Origin of the sequence: Persicobacter diffluens (genome assembly GCF_036244895.1) — a bacterium.
Taxonomy (GTDB): Bacteria; Bacteroidota; Bacteroidia; order Cytophagales; family Cyclobacteriaceae; genus Persicobacter; species Persicobacter diffluens.
Window position 1 is genome coordinate 401,798 of the sequence record NZ_BQKE01000002.1, and the last position, 17,916, is coordinate 419,713.

A 17,916-nucleotide genomic window follows, 5' to 3' on the forward strand; every position below is an offset into this window, starting at 1 on the left:
GAATTTTTATGATAGATTGATGTTAAAGTATTCAATTTCTAAATACAAAAGAAACGATCTGTTTATATTTTTCATTCAATTGATTAAGGGGGGTAGGTTTTGTCCTTCCCTATGGTGGTATAACAAAACTAAAACGGGGGCAATAAAATTGCGTGTTTAAGCCTCAAAGTTTTCTAACGTTTCATTAAAGTATTACTTCCCTCAACAAGCATAATTCACAGGGCTATTCTCACTAGTAGGGAAGCCACCAACTTACAAAAAGCAGCCTTAAATACTTCCAAATGAAATGGGGGTGGTTTAAGTGGTAATTGCATTCTATGTCCTTGTTAATGAGTTGGAATAGATAGCGATAATATAACTTATTAACCCGAATTATTCACCGCCAGATTCAGGAGTCCGCTTTAACCATCTAACTATCAGCTTAGTATATTCGTGTCGACTAATTTTTTTATAGCCCAATTTTGGGCAAGCTTGCTTTCTCCTCAATCATCTGTTTCGTTGGAAAAAATTCGAAATAGGAAAATATTCCTTCATTTTTTCCGCCTTACAGCTAAACGAGGATTGAAGCATGAATAATCCGGGTTAAACAGGCCAAAAGGATTTTTATAGAAGGAGGTATAGGCATGCCTGGTAAGGAGGATTAAAGCTTAACACCTTTATTTAGTTCGGAAGGTAAGGTCCTTTCGTCTTAGAGCGTATTTAGAAGCCCACCATCCGGCCGCAAATTCAAATTATCGAAAGCGATTTCGGATAATTTATCACCAATAGGGAGGCTATTCTCTCAAAATAACCGGGTATCGCTTCTGGAATAAACAAATTCACGCTACGAATTTTGGCTTTTATATATGCGCTTATTTGACCCGAATATTTCAAGGCGAGGATAGGAAATCCATGTCCAAGGCTTTATTGTTGGTGAGGGTTATAAGATTTACTGTTTTTATTGCTCAAATTTGCTAAGCTTGTTTGCTACTCATTCAACCAATTCCTTAAAACCCTCGAAGCAGGTAATTGTCCTACATTTTTGCGCCTTGCAGCAATAGTTTGATTCAAAGATTGATAATTCGGCTTCCTTAGAGAAAGCAGGGTGTAAGAGTCAGGAGGAACTTATTTTATGCGCCCTATTTTCTCGTGAAAAATCAGTATAGACAAGCGCCGAAGTAGCAATAGAAAGGGGTGCTTTGTATTTTTTTTGAACATTCTAATGGAGGAAAAGGAGGCGGAATGGACTGGTTGTTTTCCTTGAATAATTATCATTATCAGAAGTTTATATTTATATTTGAAAGGATTATTTTATTTAAATACTGATGAATTTTAAACCATTACATTACTTTTTATTTGGGATTATGGCCGTGGCGTTCCTAATCTCTTGTAAATCCAGCCCTTCGGGGCAAATCACAACTGATGGCGCAATGCCGGAGGAGATCAGGGAGATTCCACAGGGCCACATTTCCCGATATGCGCCCATAGTAGTGAAGTTTTCACAGCCTTTTGGTGAGGAGCAAATTAAGAGTGAAACTTCCCCTAAAGGGATACTCTCTTTTAAGCCTTCTTTGAAGGGGACGGCAATATGGCTGAATGCCTCCACTATTCAATTTAGTCCTGAGGCGCCTTTGAAATCCGGGGAGCAGTTTCAGGGTATAATTAATTTGTCCAAACTAACTGGCAGTAAGCAAAGCGATTTTACTTTTGCGGTAAAAGTGATTCAGCAACGCATGGAGGTTGAATTCTATGGTTTGTCTAGTAAGGGCAATGGCTCAAATGAAATGTTGATCAAAGGGGCGGTAATTACCGCCGATCGGGTGGAGGAAATGCCGGAGGTCATTAAAGTGTCGGATCAAAAAGTAAAAGTAGAGTGGGGGAGTAGTCCAAAAGCAAAGGTTTTTCCTTTTACCATCAGTGGTATCAAGAAACTGAAGTCGAAAAGTTCCACTATAAAAGTAAGCTGGGATGGCGCCGCCCTGGCTAGTGCGGAGGATCATGGAGAACGCTCTTTTACCATTCCTTCTCAGGATGACTTTAAAGTGTTGGGCATGCAGATCAAAAACGATAGTGAACCTTATGTGGTATTGTCGTTTTCTGATCCGATCAAAAGCCCACAAAACTTAAAGGGGTTGATTGAAATCTCTAAAGGAAATAATAAAACCATTATTGATGGCTCCAAAATTTTGGTTTACCCCACCAATAAACAGGCACAGAGTTTTACCTTAACGGTAAATCCGGGTATCCGAGGTGAAGGCGCGAAGAAATTGAAGGAACGGAAAAGCTTTGAGGTAGAATTTAATATGCAAGCGCCTACGGTCAATTTCATTGGGAAAGGTAATATCTTGCCTTCTACCAGTGGAATGGTTTTGCCGTTTAAGGCTATGAACTTGAAGAAAGTGGATGTGACGGTATGGAAAATTTTTGAAAATAATATTCATCAGTTTTTTCAACAAAATACCTTATCCGGTAGTGAATATTTGGAGAATGTATCCTATCCGGTGGTGCGAAAGACGATTGACCTGACTAATTTCGGGATAATGTTACCCAATAAAAGTCAGCGCTTTACCCTGGATTTGGAAGAATTAATTAAACAGGAGCAGGGCGCTATTTATCGGGTGAGGTTAAGCTTTAGAAAATCACATGTAATGGGCTTCTGTCCTGAAGTGGATGAGGTTGATTATGAAGAGGATGCGCAGCAATTGAAATCCTTGAATGTAGGGCATTATCAGTTTGACCCTTACAGTACTTATGATGATGATTATAACTGGAGGGAAAGAGACAACCCCTGCCATAGTCAGTTTTATCAAAAAAGTCGTTGGGCCTATCGCAATATTTTCGCTTCCAATTTGGGTATCATCGCCAAGTCCGCGGAGAAAGGCGCGGTAAAAGCTTTTATCACTGATTTGCGTACGGCACTTCCACTACCTAATGTGCAGGTGAAAATTTTGGATCGTCAGAATCAGGTGATTTCCGAAGCCAAGACCGATGGCGAAGGCATGGTGAGTCTGGAGTTTGTTCGTCGTCCGTTTTTATTGGTAGCCAAAAGTGAAGGCGGAGAATATGGTTACCTGGAATTAAAAATGAATCAGGCTTTGTCCACCAGTAATTTTAATGTGCGTGGAAGTAAGGTGCAGGAAGGTTTGAAAGGCTTTCTTTACGGTGAGCGTGGCGTGTGGCGACCTGGAGATACCCTGAATTTGGGATTTATGTTGGAAGATCGTCAGCATTTGTTGCCGCCGGCCCATCCGGTGACCTTAGAGCTGAAAGATCCTTCCGGGCAGTTAGTGACCAAACGCGTAAGCAGAGGAAAGATTTTCGGATTATACACCTTTAAATTACCAACGGATCGCAATGCGCCTACCGGCTTTTGGGTGGCCACCGCACGCGTCGGTGGTGCGAGTTTTAGTTTGCCTATTCGCCTGGAAACAGTGAAGCCGAATCGCCTGAAATTGGAGTTGACGCTTGATACAAATCCGGTAGTGGGACCATTGGCTTTTAATGGCGATTTGCAGGTGAATTGGTTGCATGGTGCCCCGGGAGCGACCTTAAAGACGGAGTATGAAATGTTCATGCAAAAGTCTAAGGTAAGCTTTCCTGATTTTGAAAGCTTTGAATTTAATGATGAATCCACAACGTTTAATCCTTCGGGTATTTCGATTTTTGAAGGAAAAACCAATGCGGAGGGATATACAAAAATCAGTGTTTCGGAGCAGAAGCCAAAGGCAGCACCGACCAAGGTGAAATTACTATTGAGAGGGAAAGCCTATGAGAATGGGGGAGATTTCTCTATTGGTAGAGAAGATGTGGATTATTATCCATATCCAACGATGATCGGTTTTAAAATGCCCAAGCTAAATGACAGTAATGGCCTGTTGACCAATAAAAATCAACAGGTGGAATTAGTGCAGGTAGATACCAAAGGAAAGTTAAGCACCGGTAAGCGATCGGTGAAAGTTCAATTGTATAAGTTGAGCTGGAGATGGTGGTGGAATGATGGACAGGAAGATTTGTCCTATTATCTGTCTTCAAAATCTAAAACCCCCTATCGAACCTTTGATACCGATTTAGTGAATGGAAAAGCTTCCGTGCAATTTAATATTCCTAACCGGGATTGGGGTCGATACTACATAAAAGTCACCGATAAGGTTTCGGGCCAAACGGCCGGCAAGGTTTTTTATGCTGACTGGCCGGGCTGGGTGAATGAGGACAAAGGTGGCGAAGGGGCGACTCGTCTGGACTTTACCACGGATAAAAAAGAATATGCAGTAGGAGATTTTGTCACCGTGAAATTACCTGCTGCTCAGGGTGCCCGTGCGTTGGTTTCTATTGAAAATGGCCATGAAGTGATAGAGGCGCATTGGGTGAATCTGAGCGACAGTCCGACTGATTTTGAATTGGTCGCTCATACTAAGATGGCCCCTAATGCTTATGTATTTGTGACTTTGGTACAGCCGCATGAGCAGACTGCCAATGATCGTCCGATGAGAATGTATGGTGTGCAGGCGATTTCTGTGAGCAATCCTGATTCGCACCTAAATCCTCAAATCAGCATGGCGGATAAGTTGCGTTCCAATGCCGCTTTTGAGGTAAAAGTGAAGGAGCAAGAAGGCAAGGCCATGAACTACACATTGGCGGTAGTGGATGAAGGCTTGCTGGGATTGACCAATTTCAGAACCCCGGATCCATGGTCCGCTTTTAATAAAAAGGAGGCCCTGGGGGTTTATACTTTTGATTTATACGATGAGGTAATTGGAGCTTACACCGGTGATTTGGAACGTTTGCTTGCGATTGGTGGGGATGATGCCATTGGGCAAAAACAAGCCGATGAAGTGAATCGCTTTAAGCCGGTGGTGAAATTCTTAGGCCCATTTCAGTTAAAAGAAGGGGAAGAGAAGACGCATAAAATCCAGATGCCTCCTTATGTAGGCGCCGTGCGGACCATGGTGGTGGCCGGTTTCGGTAGCCGGTTCGGGGCAGCGGAAAAATCCGTGATTGTTCGGGAACCCCTCTCCGTGATAACTACTTTCCCCCGCGTGATGGGACCCGGTGAAGAAGTCAGCGTGCCGGTGAGTATTTTCGGAGAAGAAGATGCTTTTGGCAGTGGCACAGTAAGTATAGCAGTAGAAGGTCCGGTAGAAATAGTGGGGGAGAAAAGCCAATCGATTACTGTTGGTAAAAAAGAGGTACTGAAATTTTTCCGATTAAAAACCCTTCCAAAAGTAGGCGCGGCAAAGATTAAAGTTACGGCTAGCAGTAATGGGGAAAGTAATACGGAAGAGATTGAGTTCATGGTTCGTCCTTCGAATCCGGAAGTTCAGACGAAGCAAACTGCACTATTGAAACCGGGAGAAGTCCGGACCCTAAAGTATAAGGCGACCGGATTGGAGGGGACCAATGTACTTTCGATGGAAGTGACCAACCTGCCACCGCTGGATATTGAAAACCGGTTGAAGTATTTGATCAAGTACCCTTACGGTTGTTTGGAACAGACGACTTCTTCCGTCTTCCCGCAATTGGCCTTATTGCGTGCCGGACTGATTCCTTTGAATAAAGAAGCCGAAGTGAAGAATAATATTCAGGCCGGGATTCAGCGTCTGATGACCTTCCGCCATTTTGATGGAGGGCTTTCCTATTGGCCCGGTGGTGATTATGTAAGCTCCTGGGCTTGTTCTTATGCCTTTGATTTTCTGACCGAAGCCAGAGCCGATGGCTTTGATGTACCGGCAGATTTTTATAATAAGCTGTTGGATTATCAGAAAACACGTGCCTCAAAGGCCAGCCTTTCTGTAAAAGGAGTGGCCAAGCCACAGGCTTATCGACTATTAGGACTGGCGAAGGCCAATCAGGCGGATCTTTCAGCCATGAACAGATTGAGAGAACTACCTGAACTAGAGAATTTATCTAAATGGATATTGGCAGATGCCTATGCTTTGGCGGGATATCCGGAGACCGGGCAAAAATTAATTGCCTCAGCCTCTCAGGAAATTCCTCATTATCTGGCGGGCTCCAGTACCTATGGTTCTAAAGTTCGGGATGAGGCCATCATTATGAGCGCTTTATTGCATCTGGGCGATAGAGAAACGGCCATGCCAATGTTGATTAAAATTTCCAAAGCCTTATCTTCTGATGACTGGATGAGTACGCAGACTACGGCTTTCGCCTTGCTTTCTGCTTCCCAAATGATTAATCCCACAAAGGCGAACGATATGAATTTCCAATTTGAGGGCAATCAATTGAAGAAGACGAAAGTCACCGATGTGAGTGGCGTCTACAGCAAACAATTCGACATAGCGCCTTTGGAAAATGGGGAGTTGAAAGTGAAGAATATCGGTAATGAGGAACTATTCCTGACCATGAGCCATAAAGGAATCCCATTGCAAACTGCAGAACAGCCGGTGAATAAAGGCCTGCGTTTGCAAATCGGCTATCAGGACGAGAAAGGAAATCCTATAGAGGTGGATCAAATTAAACAAGGGACTGATTTCAAAGCGGTCGTTGCCGTGAAGAATTTGTCTGCTACTCAGGGAGTAGAAAATGTCGCCCTGCGTCAGATTATCCCGGCGAACTGGGAGATCACCAATGATCGATTCCTGGGAACTTCTGCTTTCAAATCGCAAAGCAGCTTCGATTATCAGGACATCCGCGATGATGAAGTACAAACCTTTTTCTCTCTGAAAAAGAATGAGGAGAAAACTTTCATCGTGCTATTACATGCATCCTATAAAGGAAAGTCCTATTTGCCGGTTGCCCTTTGTGAAGCCATGTACAATGGGGAATTGCAATCCCTGACCACTGGACAGTGGGTAGAAGTGAAATAAGGAGGAATAGTAATCAGGATTGATTCCTTAAATATAAAAGGACGCTGCAATGGGTAGCGCCCTTTTTTTGAATAAGGTAGAGGTCTTCTCCGGGCCGGAAGGCCTAAAAAGGTTTTAGGTTAATTTGAAAGAGCATTGGGTCGGTTTTTATTTTGCTGACTAATAATTTTATCCTACACTTTAACTGCTATGATGGCTGGGTACTTTTTCCATTCGGATAATAAATGATTGCCTAAAAAATAATCTTATTCACATCTAAAAAAATTGCGGAGTATATACTTATTAGGTTACAAGCCGGCCGAATTATAAGTATTTTTTTTGAGCACAGTTCCACTTACCATCCTCCTTTACGAATTTTAAAAGTCGGCATTTTCCGCTGCCACAAAACCAATCAAAATTAGTCACATCCTCTTCCAAATATGCTGTGGTGGAATCTCTGCTGAATACCGGAATAGTAATGGACACGAACCCATAGCCATATTCTTCTTTCCATTCCTTTCGAAATTGTTTCGATTGATCAGATTGGTTCAGGTAAAAGAATCGCCTGAGATGTTCTAATGTAGTAAAATGAGCATCAGGGAGTCTGCTACTATCCCATTTAATATCGCCTTCATATGAGGTGTCGATATTTACAAAAATGGTACAGGTGTCACATTTTCCTTTTGTATTAATCTGCCGACGAAAAAAATCATGATCAATTGCTGAAGCAAAATCTTTGGACATACGACTAATTGACCTGTCCACTGGACTTTCCATTAATATAATTTTTTCATCTTTGTTTCTAAGCACCTCCTTGCACACAGGTAAATAAGCGTCATTCAATAGTTGATAAACTTCATCTGTAATAATGAGCGCTAATGGTTCATTTTTTACTTCAGTATTTTGTTCATGCTCCTGACAACTTAGGCAACAACCAATACATATAAATAACCAATATAATTTTTTCATTTTCTTTAAAGACGCTCTTAGTCCATTGCCCGGTTTGGGGGAATTTTGTTTTCTCAACATAGCACTACTGCCGCAGCAACAAGCAGCGCGCAACAGCCAGCACAGCGGAATTTACAACCATCATTTCCGTCTTTCAGCCAGACGAGAGGAAGTTTTAAGCCGCCCAGATGCTGCTTAAATCGTCCGCAATACCTTTTCCATCTTCTTGCCTTTGGCCAGTTCATCCACCAGCTTATCCAAATAACGCACCTGTTGCGTCAAGGGATTGGTAATTTCTTCCACCCGATAACCACAAATCACCCCTTTGATCAGGGAGGCATTCGGATTCAAAGTCGCAGCCTCAAAAAAGGCTTTAAAGGTCGCTTTTTCTTCGATCAATTCCTGAACCTGCTCTGCCTGATAACCACAAAGCCACTCGATGACCTTCAGCAACTCTTCCTCCGTTCGCCCTTTCTTTTCTACCTTGGTGACATAATGCGGATACACCGAAGCAAAAGTCATTTCAGCAATGCGGGCATCATGATGGCTGGTATCTTTCATCTTATTGGGATTTCTGTTGAACAAATAATAGTCAAAATAACATAATCCTGCTGACTCCCCAAAATTATGATTGGCTTTATGGGGCCCTCGCATCCGCTCACCGCGCTGGCGGCACTCGCTCTTAGGGGCGGGTAATTTATTGATAATTGGTCATGGCATCACCCGCCCCAAAGGAGCTCAGACAAACGGCTTCGCCTCTGCCTTCATCCCTGGCCCAGGCGGCCAATTGGAAATTCCCGGGAAACCGATAGACCACCACTGAACTTAGGTGCCGACTTTAATACTGCTGATCTAAGGTTTCCGTCTAAGACCCAAAATCCCGGGAGCGTCAGCTCCTTTTTCCTTATTGATTAAACCAAAATATATTTATTACGAATAATATTCTAAAAAATTATGGGAAGGAAATATGCCATACGGGATCAGCATAGGATCTATTTTGTCACCTTTACGGTTGTGAATTGGATTGATATTTTTACCCGTGAGGTTTATCGTTATGTTTTGTTAGATAGCCTGAAATTTTGTATAAAAAATAAGGATCTGAATGTTCATGCTTATTGTGTAATGTCTAATCATATCCATTTGATTTTGAGTGTTAATAGTGGAGAGTTATCAGGAGTGATTCGTGATTTCAAATCCTTTACTTCTAAAAGAGTTAGAAGTATTTTGGAGGAGGAAGGTAATAAGGAAAGCCGGCAAAGGTGGATGTATTGGATGTTTCAAAATGCTGGTATTCGGAATCAAAGAAATGGATCATTTCAATTTTGGCAACAACACAACCACCCCATCCTATTGTCGACAAATGACATGCTGGATCAAAAACTTGATTATATCCATCAAAATCCAGTGAAATCGGGTTTAGTTTTTGATGCAAGAGATTGGATTTGGAGTAGTGCAAGGCAGTATGCGGGTGAATTTGGTAAATTAACCATTAGTTTTCTTTAATGCTCACCACTGGCCTTAGGCTCCCGTCTAAGACCCAAAATCCCGAGAGCGTCCGCTCTCTTTTGCTCACCGATCTTCTTCAAAATTTTTTTTAAAGTATACTATTACAATAGAAAATGGGTGGGAAGTATAAAGGAGATCGTGCGAAGCTTCCTTTTTGTTCACTTTGGTGTTTTGGGAGCGGACGCTCCTAAGCAAATGGGTCGTAGCAATATGCAACGACCAGTATTGGGATGCAACGTCCGGTGTTACTTTTTTCACAAAGCCGGCATGCCTCAATTAAAACAATGACCACCACTGGTCTTAGGCTCCCGTCTAAGAGCCAAAATCCCGAGAGCGTCCGCTCTCTTTTGTTTACGATCTTCTCGAAAATTTTTTATAAAGTATACTATTATAATAGAAAATGGAGGGGAAGTATACGGGAGATCGTGCGAAACTTCCTTTTGGTTAGTTTTGGTGTTTGCGAAGCGGACGCTCCTAAGCAAATGGGTCGTAGCAACATGCAACGACCAGTGTTTGTGTTATCATTTGATGACGCTTTCTATCTTGTTGATTCTGTGGGGAAATACCACCACTGGTCTTAGGCTCCCGTCTAAGACCCAAAATCCCGAGAGCGTCCGCTCTCTTTTGTTTACGATCTTCTCGAAAATTTTTTATAAAGTATACTATTATAATAGAAAATGGAGGGGAAGTATACGGGAGATCGAGGGAAACTTCCTTTTTGTTAGTTTTGGTGTTTGCGAAGCGGACGCTCCTAAGCAAATGGGTCGTAGCAACATGCAACGACCAGGGTTGGGATGCAACGTCCGGTGTTACTTTTTTCACAAAGCTGGCATGCCTCAATTAAAACAATGACCACCACTGGTCTTAGGCTCCCGTCTAAGACCCAAAATCCCGAGAGCGTCCGCTCTCTTTTGCTCACTGATCTTCTCCAAAATTATTTATTAAGAATACTATTACAATAGAAAATGGAGGGGAAGTATACGGGAGATCGTGGGAAGCTTCCTTTTTGTTCACTTTGGTGTTTTGGGAGCGGACGCTCCTAAGCAAATGGGTCGTAGCAATATGCAACGACCAGTATTGGGATGCAACGTCCGGTGTTACTTTTTTCACAAAGCCGGCATGCCTCAATTAAAACAATGACCACCACTGGTCTTAGGCTCCAGTCTAAGACCCAAAATCCCGAGAGCGTCCGCTCTCTTTTGCTCACTGATCTTCTCCAAAATTATTTATTAAGAATACTATTACAATAGAAAATGGGAGGGAAGTATTCGGGAGATCGTGCGAAACTTCCTTTTTGTTAGTTTTGGTGTTTGCGAAGCGGACGCTCCTAAGCAAATGGGTCGTAACAATATGCAACGACCAGGGTTAGCTACTTTCAGGAGGAAGAGGTAGTCTTATACCAATCCCATTACACTTTTCAATACCGGATTTCGATTATCTTTTTTCCAGATCATGGACAGGATGGCCTTTTGGGGAATGTCCTTTAATTCAATGAATTTAATATTCAGATTGTAGCCTTCCTGTAGGCTGGTGGGTACAATGGATACGCCCATATTATTTTCAACGAGCTTGAAGATGGTTTGGGCGTGTACGGTTTTATGGCTTACTGTCGGACTGAACCCCTGATCTTCACAAATACTCATTATGGTGTTGAAATAGAGATTGGAATAGTCGGCGGTAAAAAGAATGAATTTTTCCTCAGCCAATTGTGCGATGGAGGTGAAATTGGCGGTATCCAGAGGGTGATCTCCGGGCAATACCACAGAAAAAGAATCTGTAAATACTGCCTTCAGACCGATATTTTCCGGTACTCTGGCCAAGCGGACAAAGCCCAGATCCATTTCATCTTTCAGTATGGCCTGCACCTGATCATAGTTCGACATCTCTTCCAGACTGGACTTGATGTTCGGGAATTTTTCATTCATCTTAAGCAAAAGATCCGGTACCACATTTTGCATGGCAGAACCTAAAAAGCCTATTCGGATTTCTCCTGAAGCTCCTTCTGCCACATGTTTAACCTGCTGGAAACTAAAATTGAGGTGGTTGAGCATCAGGTCAATTTCGGTTTTCAGGTATTCTCCGGCCGGGGTCAGACGTACTTCCTTTTTGTCTCTTTCTAATATGGTGGCTCCCAAATTTTCCTCCAGTTGTTTTATTTGCCGGCTAAGGCCCGGTTGAGAAATGAACAGCTTTTCTGCTGCTTTGCGGAAATGCAATTCCTCGGCGACGGCCTTGAAATAGCGCAGGTGTCGAAGTTCTATCTGATTACTCACAGTTATTAATTAATGACAAAAAAGGTATTACTGATTATCAAATGTAATCAATAAATTCGCCCTTGAAAAATCCATTTGACCGTAGAATCGGCCGTTTCGGGATAATTAATAAATATTTCCACTAGGAAGAAGCATTGTTTTCCGAAGATGGTTACGATTTAAAGGGTTTTATTAAAACGAACAGATATTATGCAGACTTTTCGATTTGGGGAAGACTATTTGACCGCCGGCACAGCATTGAAAATTGCACGCGGTGAAGTTCGCGGAACATTATCAGCAGCGCAGCGCGCCAAGGTAATTGCTAACCGTGAGGTGGTAGAGAAAATTGTAGAAAAGGGAGATGCCGTTTATGGGATCAATACCGGATTTGGCCCTTTATGTACCACCAGTATTTCAAAAGAAGAAACGAAAATTCTGCAAAGCAATATTTTACAATCGCACAGTGTTGGGGTAGGGAATCCGGTGGAGACCGAAATTGCCAAACTCATGCTGGTATTGAAAATGCAATCCCTGTCAAAGGGTAATTCCGGAATTAATGAAAATACGCTGGATCGTATCCTTTGGCATATTGAAAATGATGCCATTCCTGTAGTGCCGGAGCAGGGATCGGTTGGTGCTTCCGGAGATTTGTGTCCGTTATCCCACTTATTCCTACCACTTTTAGGTTTGGGTAAAGTGGATTATAAAGGAGAACGCATTACCACAGAGGTGCTTTTTAAAGAGGCTGATTTGGCTCCTGTTGATTTGGGGCCGAAGGAAGGTCTGGCTTTGATCAATGGGACCCAGTTTATCCTGGCACATGCGGTAAAAGTAGTAGAAAAATTACATTCCTGTTTGTCGCAGGCAGATATCGTGGGAGCGATGATGATTGAAGGATTGCAGGGATCCGTGAAACCTTTCTATCCGGAATTGCATGAATTGCGCCCGTATAAAGGAAATATTCACGTAGCAGCCAGAATCAAATCGCTTTTCAAGGGATCTGAAATTATGGAAGATCATATTGATTGTGATCGCGTTCAGGATCCTTATTCTTTGCGTTGTATCCCACAGGTGCACGGTTCTTCCCGTAATGCCTGGTTGCATTTGAAGGAATTGGTAGAGATTGAATGTAATTCGGTAACGGATAACCCGATTGTAATTGATGAAGAGTTGACCATTTCCGGTGGTAGTTTCCACGGTCAGCCATTGGCTTTGGCGCTGGATTATGCCTGTCTGGCTGCTTCTGAAATCGGTAATATTTCCGATCGTCGAATTTATCTGGCACTGGAAGGGAATTCCCCTGGTGTTCCTAAATTGTTGATGAAAGATACCGGTATTAATTCCGGCTATATGATTTTGCAATATACTTCCGCTGCACTGGCTTCTGAGAATAAGACCAGCTGTTTCCCGGCTTCTGCGGATAGTATTCCGACTTCTTTAGGCCAGGAGGACCATGTTTCCATGGGTTCCATCGCTGGTCGTAAAGCATTGCGTGTTATTGAAAATGTGGAAAAAATTCTGGCCATCGAATTACTAACGGCTGCTCAGGCTTTTGAATTCCGTCGTCCGATGAAATCCGGTCTTATTCTGGATGCTATCCACAATGCGGTTCGTGAAAAAGTTTCCTTCGCTGAGGTCGACAGAGTGTTTGCCGATGATATTGAATTGGGTATAGAGATGATAAAGTCCCGCCAAATTCTTAACTTAGCAGAAACGATGGCCGCTAAGGAAAAAGTTAATTTCTCGAGTCGATTTAACGAGGAGTTTGAACAATATTAACCCGAAAGGATCCGGTGAGTGGTATTTGGTGCGTTCGCTGCTTGCCGGTCCTTTTTTCCCTTTCTTTTCCTTATGAAAAATCAATATACATTTATCGGCCCGATTCATCAGTTGGTGACCATGGCCGACATGCCCCTGAAAGGTGCATTGAGTGATGAAGCCCTCTCCACAATAAACCAGGCCGGACTTTTACTGGAAGGTGATAAAATATTAAAAGCAGGAGACTTTGAAGTCCTGAAATCAGAGGCTGAAAAGCTGGAGACTGAAATGACCATTCTGGATCAACCCATGGTCATTATGCCAGGATTGGTCGATAGTCATACCCATATTTGTTTTGGTGGTTCCCGTGCCCGTGATTATGCGATGCGTAATGCCGGTAAAACTTATCTGGAAATTGCAAAAGCAGGAGGGGGAATTTGGGATACGGTTACGCAAACCCGTAAAGCCAGCCAGGAAGAACTAACTGCTGGTATTGAGCAGCGTGCTGCCCGTCACCTGTCGGATGGGGTAACGACTATCGAGGTGAAAAGTGGTTACGGTCTTTCCGTAGACGAAGAATTGAAAATGTTGCGGGCCATTCAGGCGGCCGACACCAAATCGGAATTGATTCCTACCTGCCTGGCCGCTCATATCAAGCCAAAAGATTTTGATGGAGATTTTTCAGAATATCTGACTCATATTGCGGAAGAATTATTTCCGATATTAAAAGAAGAGGGATTGACCAACCGCATGGATGCCTTCATTGAAGAAGAAGCTTTTTCCGCGGAAGTGATCAAACCTTATTTTGAAAAAGCCAAAGCGATGGGATTTGATATCACTGTACATGCCGATCAGTTCAGTACTTCTGGTTCGCAGGTCGCAGTGGATTTTGAGGCACTTAGTGCAGATCATCTTGAAGCCAGCGGGGAAGAAGAGGTACAATTATTAGCGGACTCTAATGTGATCGCCACCGCTTTGCCGGGCGCATCCATGGGATTAGGTTGTGCTTATACCCCTGCCAGAAAAATATTGGATGCCGGAGGTGCTGTGGCCGTGGCCTCGGATTGGAATCCGGGTTCTGCACCCATGGGTGATTTGCTCATGCAGGCGGCCATTCTGGGTACTTTCCAAAAATTAAGCAATACAGAATTATTAGCCGGATTAACATACCGCGCCGCCGCTGCCTTGAAACTGCAAGACCGTGGTCGATTAGTGCCGGGGCAAAAAGCGGATTTTATCGCTTTCCCAACCACTCATATTAACGAAGTCTTCTATCAGCAAGGAAAATTAAAGCCTGCAAAAGTATGGGTAGATGGTCAGTTAGCTTTTGAGCTTTAATATTTCATTCGCGCATTTAACATAATGCTTCTATAGTAAAGAATAAAAGATTATACATATATGGATTTCAAATCATTAATTCTTCAGGGTATCCCCAACCAATTACCTCCTAAAAAGGAGTTGGATCCCAATGCAAATCATGCTCCTAAAAGAAAGGAAATTCTAAATGCAGAGGAAAAGCGTTTAGCGGTAAGAAATGCTTTACGCTATTTCCCAAAGGACTGGCATGCAGAACTAGCCGTGGAGTTTGCAGAAGAATTGGAGGCATATGGACGAATTTATATGTACCGATTCATGCCGGAATATAAAATGTATGCCCGTCCAATCGAGGAGTATCCTGCACAATCATCTCAGGCAGCAGCCATTATGTTGATGATTCAGAATAATCTGGACCCGGCGGTAGCCCAACATCCGCATGAATTAATTACTTACGGTGGCAATGGTGCCGTTTTCCAGAACTGGGCACAGTACTTATTGTGCATGAAGTACCTGGCCACGATGACGGAAGATCAAACCCTCCATATGTATTCAGGTCACCCGATGGGATTATTCCCTTCTTCTAAGGATGCACCAAGAGTGGTCGTCACCAATGGTATGATGATCCCGAATTACTCACAGCCAGATGATTGGGAGAAATTCAATGCATTGGGTGTGACTCAATACGGACAGATGACCGCAGGTTCTTATATGTATATCGGTCCACAGGGTATCGTTCATGGTACAACGATTACTGTAATGAATGCTTTCCGGAAGAATTTGGAAAAAGGGGAGAGCTCCAAAGGGAAAATTTTCCTGACTGCTGGTTTAGGCGGGATGTCCGGTGCACAGCCCAAAGCAGGTAATATCGCTGGTTGTATCACGATCTGTGCGGAAGTAAATGCAGCTGCAGCGACCAAGCGTCATGAGCAGGGTTGGGTAGATGAGATTGTTGCGGATTTGGACGCCTTGGTGGCACGAGTTCGTACGGCTCAGCAAAATGAAGAAGTGGTATCGATTGCCTTCCAGGGCAACATTGTAGATGTATGGGAGAAATTTGATGAAGAGGGGATTTATATTCACCTGGGATCTGATCAGACTTCCTTGCATAATCCATGGTCTGGCGGTTACTATCCGGTAGGTTATTCTTATGAAGAATCCAACCGAATGATTGCCGAAGAACCTGAGGCATTTAAAGTAGCCGTTCAGGAATCCTTGCGTCGTCATGCTGCGGCGGTGAACAAACATACCACCCGTGGCACCTATTTCTTTGATTACGGTAATGCCTTTTTGCTGGAAGCTTCCCGCGCCGGTGCCGATGTAATGGCGGAAAATGGCATTGATTTCCGTTATCCTTCTTACGTGCAGGATATTCTGGGACCAAAATGTTTTGATTATGGTTTCGGTCCTTTCCGATGGGTTTGTACTTCGGGCAAGCCGGAAGACTTAAGCAAAACCGATGCGATTGCCGTTCGTGTGATGAAGGAAATCAAGGCCAATTCACCGGAAGAAATTCAGGAGCAAATGCAGGATAATATCACCTGGATTCTGGAAGCGGAAAAGAACCAATTGGTGGTAGGCTCTCAGGCACGTATTCTTTATGCTGATGCGGAAGGCCGTGCTAAAATTGCCGAAGAATTCAATAAAGCAGTGGCTTCAGGGGAATTGACTGCGCCGGTAGTTCTGGGTCGTGATCATCATGATGTTTCCGGTACAGATTCACCTTACCGCGAGACTTCCAATATTTATGATGGTTCTCGTTTCACCGCTGATATGGCCATTCACAATGTGATCGGTGATAGTTTCCGTGGCGCTACCTGGGTTTCTATCCACAATGGTGGCGGCGTAGGCTGGGGGGAAGTGATGAATGGCGGATTCGGTATGGTGCTGGATGGTTCTGAAGAAGCAGATGCCCGTTTGAAGAATATGTTATTTTATGATGTAAACAACGGTATTTCCCGTCGTTCCTGGGCCAGAAATGATGAGGCGATGTTTGCCATCAAGCGCGAGATGGAACGTCGTCCGGACCTAAAAGTGACTTTACCGGAGATTGTGGAAGATGACATTCTGAATAAATTATTCTAAGCAAATATCTTTATATTCGAAAGGCGGTGACAGGGTTAAATCCAGGCATCGCCTTTTTTTTAAAGCAGGATTTTAATCTTCGTCAATCCACCTACAAAACTCCTCCATGACTTCTTGCCATTTGCCTTGTTCATAATCTAAATCCCCGCTTTCGTTGACGGGAAAATAATTATTATTCAGATTGAGGCGTCTTTTCAAGGTTAGATTTTTTTTCCCTTTTCGTATAAAATACAAGGGCAATAGATCACAAAAATAAGCCGCAATTCCTTCAGCGCCATTACTTCAAATACTGGCATATTAATAGACAGCAAATCAGTAAATAAGGGTTTGTAAAAGATGGGAAAGGGGTAGTTAAAAATAACAAAAATGAAATCATTATTTTTAACAATGCATATAAACTTCCCGCCAGGCCAAATTAACTTAGTTTTAATTCAGAAAAAGAAGAAAAATAGATTGCAGGCAGTCGCGTTTGGTATAAATTAACTTATGTCATTGTGTTTATAGTCAATAATCTAGCGTGTTTTGTTGATCCTTTGTTAACTTAAAATTAATTTATTAAACGAAAATATATCCCCAAAATGATGTGATGTTGATGTAAGAAATAATCAACTTTTGAGATTTTCTTAATTTTCTCTAATGGAAATAGCCCTATTTTAGTGGAAATTAAATTACTACCTATGAAAAAATTTCTAGTATTTTTCTTTCTTATTTTTGCTATCAACTGTATTTCAAATACTGAAGCTCATGCACAAAGAAAAGTTGTTGTTGTAAAAGAAAAGGGCGGCAAAGGGAAAAAGAAACATCATCATCATAAAAAAGGTAAAGGCCATAAACACGGCCATAAAAAGAAAACGGTAATTGTTAAACAATATCCAAGGGGTTCCAGATGTTATCGTTATAGTGGAAGAGATTATTATTGCCATGGAGGAAATTATTATGTTGCCTGTAACGGTGGCTATCAAATGGTTCCTCCTCCAAATGGTTTGGTAATTAATGTACTACCAACGGGTAACAGAAGAGTTACCATTGGGGGATCATTATATTTTAATTTTGGAAATACTTACTACCGTCAAACTAATGGAGGTTATATGGTGGTGCAGGATCCGCATTAACGAATATTGACGGCTTTTTTCAAACGAATCGGCATTGTCTGATCAAAATATTATTAGGGCACTCCATTTTTGGGGTTGCCTTTTTTTTATGGTTTTTGAATAGGATCCGGGGAATACTTTGAGTAAAATGGAGTTTGCTAAGGATCATTTGCTTATTCCTTT

10 protein-coding genes are annotated in these 17,916 nt (G+C 42.6%); 6 read left to right on the forward strand and 4 right to left on the reverse strand.

The features are described 5' to 3' along the window. Window positions 1-1,304 precede the first annotated feature (1,304 nt). Window positions 1,305-6,800 carry an alpha-2-macroglobulin family protein gene (locus tag AAA970_RS16355; RefSeq protein ID WP_338237962.1) on the forward strand — a complete coding sequence of 1,832 codons (5,496 nt, stop codon included), beginning with the start codon at window positions 1,305-1,307 and terminating at the stop codon, window positions 6,798-6,800. Between the two features lie 303 nt (window positions 6,801-7,103). Here the strand turns inward: AAA970_RS16355 and AAA970_RS16360 are convergent, their stop codons facing one another. Together AAA970_RS16360 and AAA970_RS16365 are read right to left on the reverse strand one after the other, a co-directional pair. Then, window positions 7,104-7,748 (reverse strand): hypothetical protein, encoded by a 645-nt coding sequence (locus tag AAA970_RS16360; RefSeq protein ID WP_338237963.1) that lies wholly within the window; start codon window positions 7,746-7,748, stop codon window positions 7,104-7,106. Between the two features lie 174 nt (window positions 7,749-7,922). Continuing rightward, entirely contained in the window at window positions 7,923-8,288 is a 366-nt protein-coding gene (locus AAA970_RS16365) for a DUF2200 domain-containing protein (protein ID WP_338237964.1), read from the reverse strand. A gap of 393 nt (window positions 8,289-8,681) precedes the next feature. Between AAA970_RS16365 and AAA970_RS16370 the strand changes: the two genes are divergently transcribed. Then, window positions 8,682-9,230, forward strand: a complete 549-nt coding sequence (locus AAA970_RS16370; RefSeq protein ID WP_338237965.1) for an REP-associated tyrosine transposase — start codon at window positions 8,682-8,684, stop codon at window positions 9,228-9,230. Window positions 9,231-10,627: 1,397 nt separating this feature from the next. Here AAA970_RS16370 and AAA970_RS16375 read toward each other — a convergent pair. Next, window positions 10,628-11,506, reverse strand: a complete 879-nt coding sequence (locus AAA970_RS16375; protein ID WP_338237966.1) for a LysR family transcriptional regulator — start codon at window positions 11,504-11,506, stop codon at window positions 10,628-10,630. 189 nt (window positions 11,507-11,695) lie between these two features. Between AAA970_RS16375 and hutH the strand changes: the two genes are divergently transcribed. The 3 genes from hutH to AAA970_RS16390 all read left to right on the forward strand — a co-directional run bounded on the left by hutH (window position 11,696) and on the right by AAA970_RS16390 (window position 16,642). After that, window positions 11,696-13,264 carry a histidine ammonia-lyase gene (gene hutH, locus AAA970_RS16380; RefSeq protein ID WP_338237967.1) on the forward strand — a complete coding sequence of 523 codons (1,569 nt, stop codon included), beginning with the start codon at window positions 11,696-11,698 and terminating at the stop codon, window positions 13,262-13,264. Window positions 13,265-13,336: 72 nt separating this feature from the next. After that, window positions 13,337-14,581: an imidazolonepropionase gene (gene hutI, locus AAA970_RS16385; RefSeq protein WP_338237968.1), complete on the forward strand. Its 1,245-nt coding sequence runs from the start codon at window positions 13,337-13,339 to the stop codon at window positions 14,579-14,581. Window positions 14,582-14,641: 60 nt separating this feature from the next. Continuing rightward, complete coding sequence (locus AAA970_RS16390) at window positions 14,642-16,642, forward strand: urocanate hydratase (protein ID WP_338237969.1); 2,001 nt, start codon at window positions 14,642-14,644, stop codon at window positions 16,640-16,642. A gap of 72 nt (window positions 16,643-16,714) precedes the next feature. Here the strand turns inward: AAA970_RS16390 and AAA970_RS16395 are convergent, their stop codons facing one another. Further along, window positions 16,715-16,840 carry a hypothetical protein gene (locus AAA970_RS16395; RefSeq protein ID WP_338237970.1) on the reverse strand — a complete coding sequence of 42 codons (126 nt, stop codon included), beginning with the start codon at window positions 16,838-16,840 and terminating at the stop codon, window positions 16,715-16,717. Between the two features lie 479 nt (window positions 16,841-17,319). Here AAA970_RS16395 and AAA970_RS16400 point away from each other — a divergent pair, with 479 nt between their 5' ends. Beyond that, the gene (locus AAA970_RS16400; RefSeq protein ID WP_338237971.1) at window positions 17,320-17,754 is read left to right on the forward strand and encodes a DUF6515 family protein; all 435 of its coding nucleotides are present in this window, start codon (window positions 17,320-17,322) and stop codon (window positions 17,752-17,754) included. The last annotated feature ends 162 nt before the right edge of the window (window positions 17,755-17,916 follow it).

Bases quoted from the DNA above. Each gene is read 5' to 3' on its own strand.
- AAA970_RS16370 (WP_338237965.1), top strand. From the start codon at position 8,682: ATGGGAAGGAAATATGCCATACGGGATCAGCATAGGATCTATTTTGTC.
- AAA970_RS16390 (WP_338237969.1), top strand. From the start codon at position 14,642: ATGGATTTCAAATCATTAATTCTTCAGGGTATCCCCAACCAATTACCT.
- AAA970_RS16355 (WP_338237962.1), top strand. From the start codon at position 1,305: ATGAATTTTAAACCATTACATTACTTTTTATTTGGGATTATGGCCGTG.
- hutI (WP_338237968.1), top strand. From the start codon at position 13,337: ATGAAAAATCAATATACATTTATCGGCCCGATTCATCAGTTGGTGACC.
- AAA970_RS16365 (WP_338237964.1), bottom strand. From the start codon at position 8,288: ATGAAAGATACCAGCCATCATGATGCCCGCATTGCTGAAATGACTTTT.
- AAA970_RS16400 (WP_338237971.1), top strand. From the start codon at position 17,320: ATGAAAAAATTTCTAGTATTTTTCTTTCTTATTTTTGCTATCAACTGT.
- AAA970_RS16360 (WP_338237963.1), bottom strand. From the start codon at position 7,748: ATGAAAAAATTATATTGGTTATTTATATGTATTGGTTGTTGCCTAAGT.
- hutH (WP_338237967.1), top strand. From the start codon at position 11,696: ATGCAGACTTTTCGATTTGGGGAAGACTATTTGACCGCCGGCACAGCA.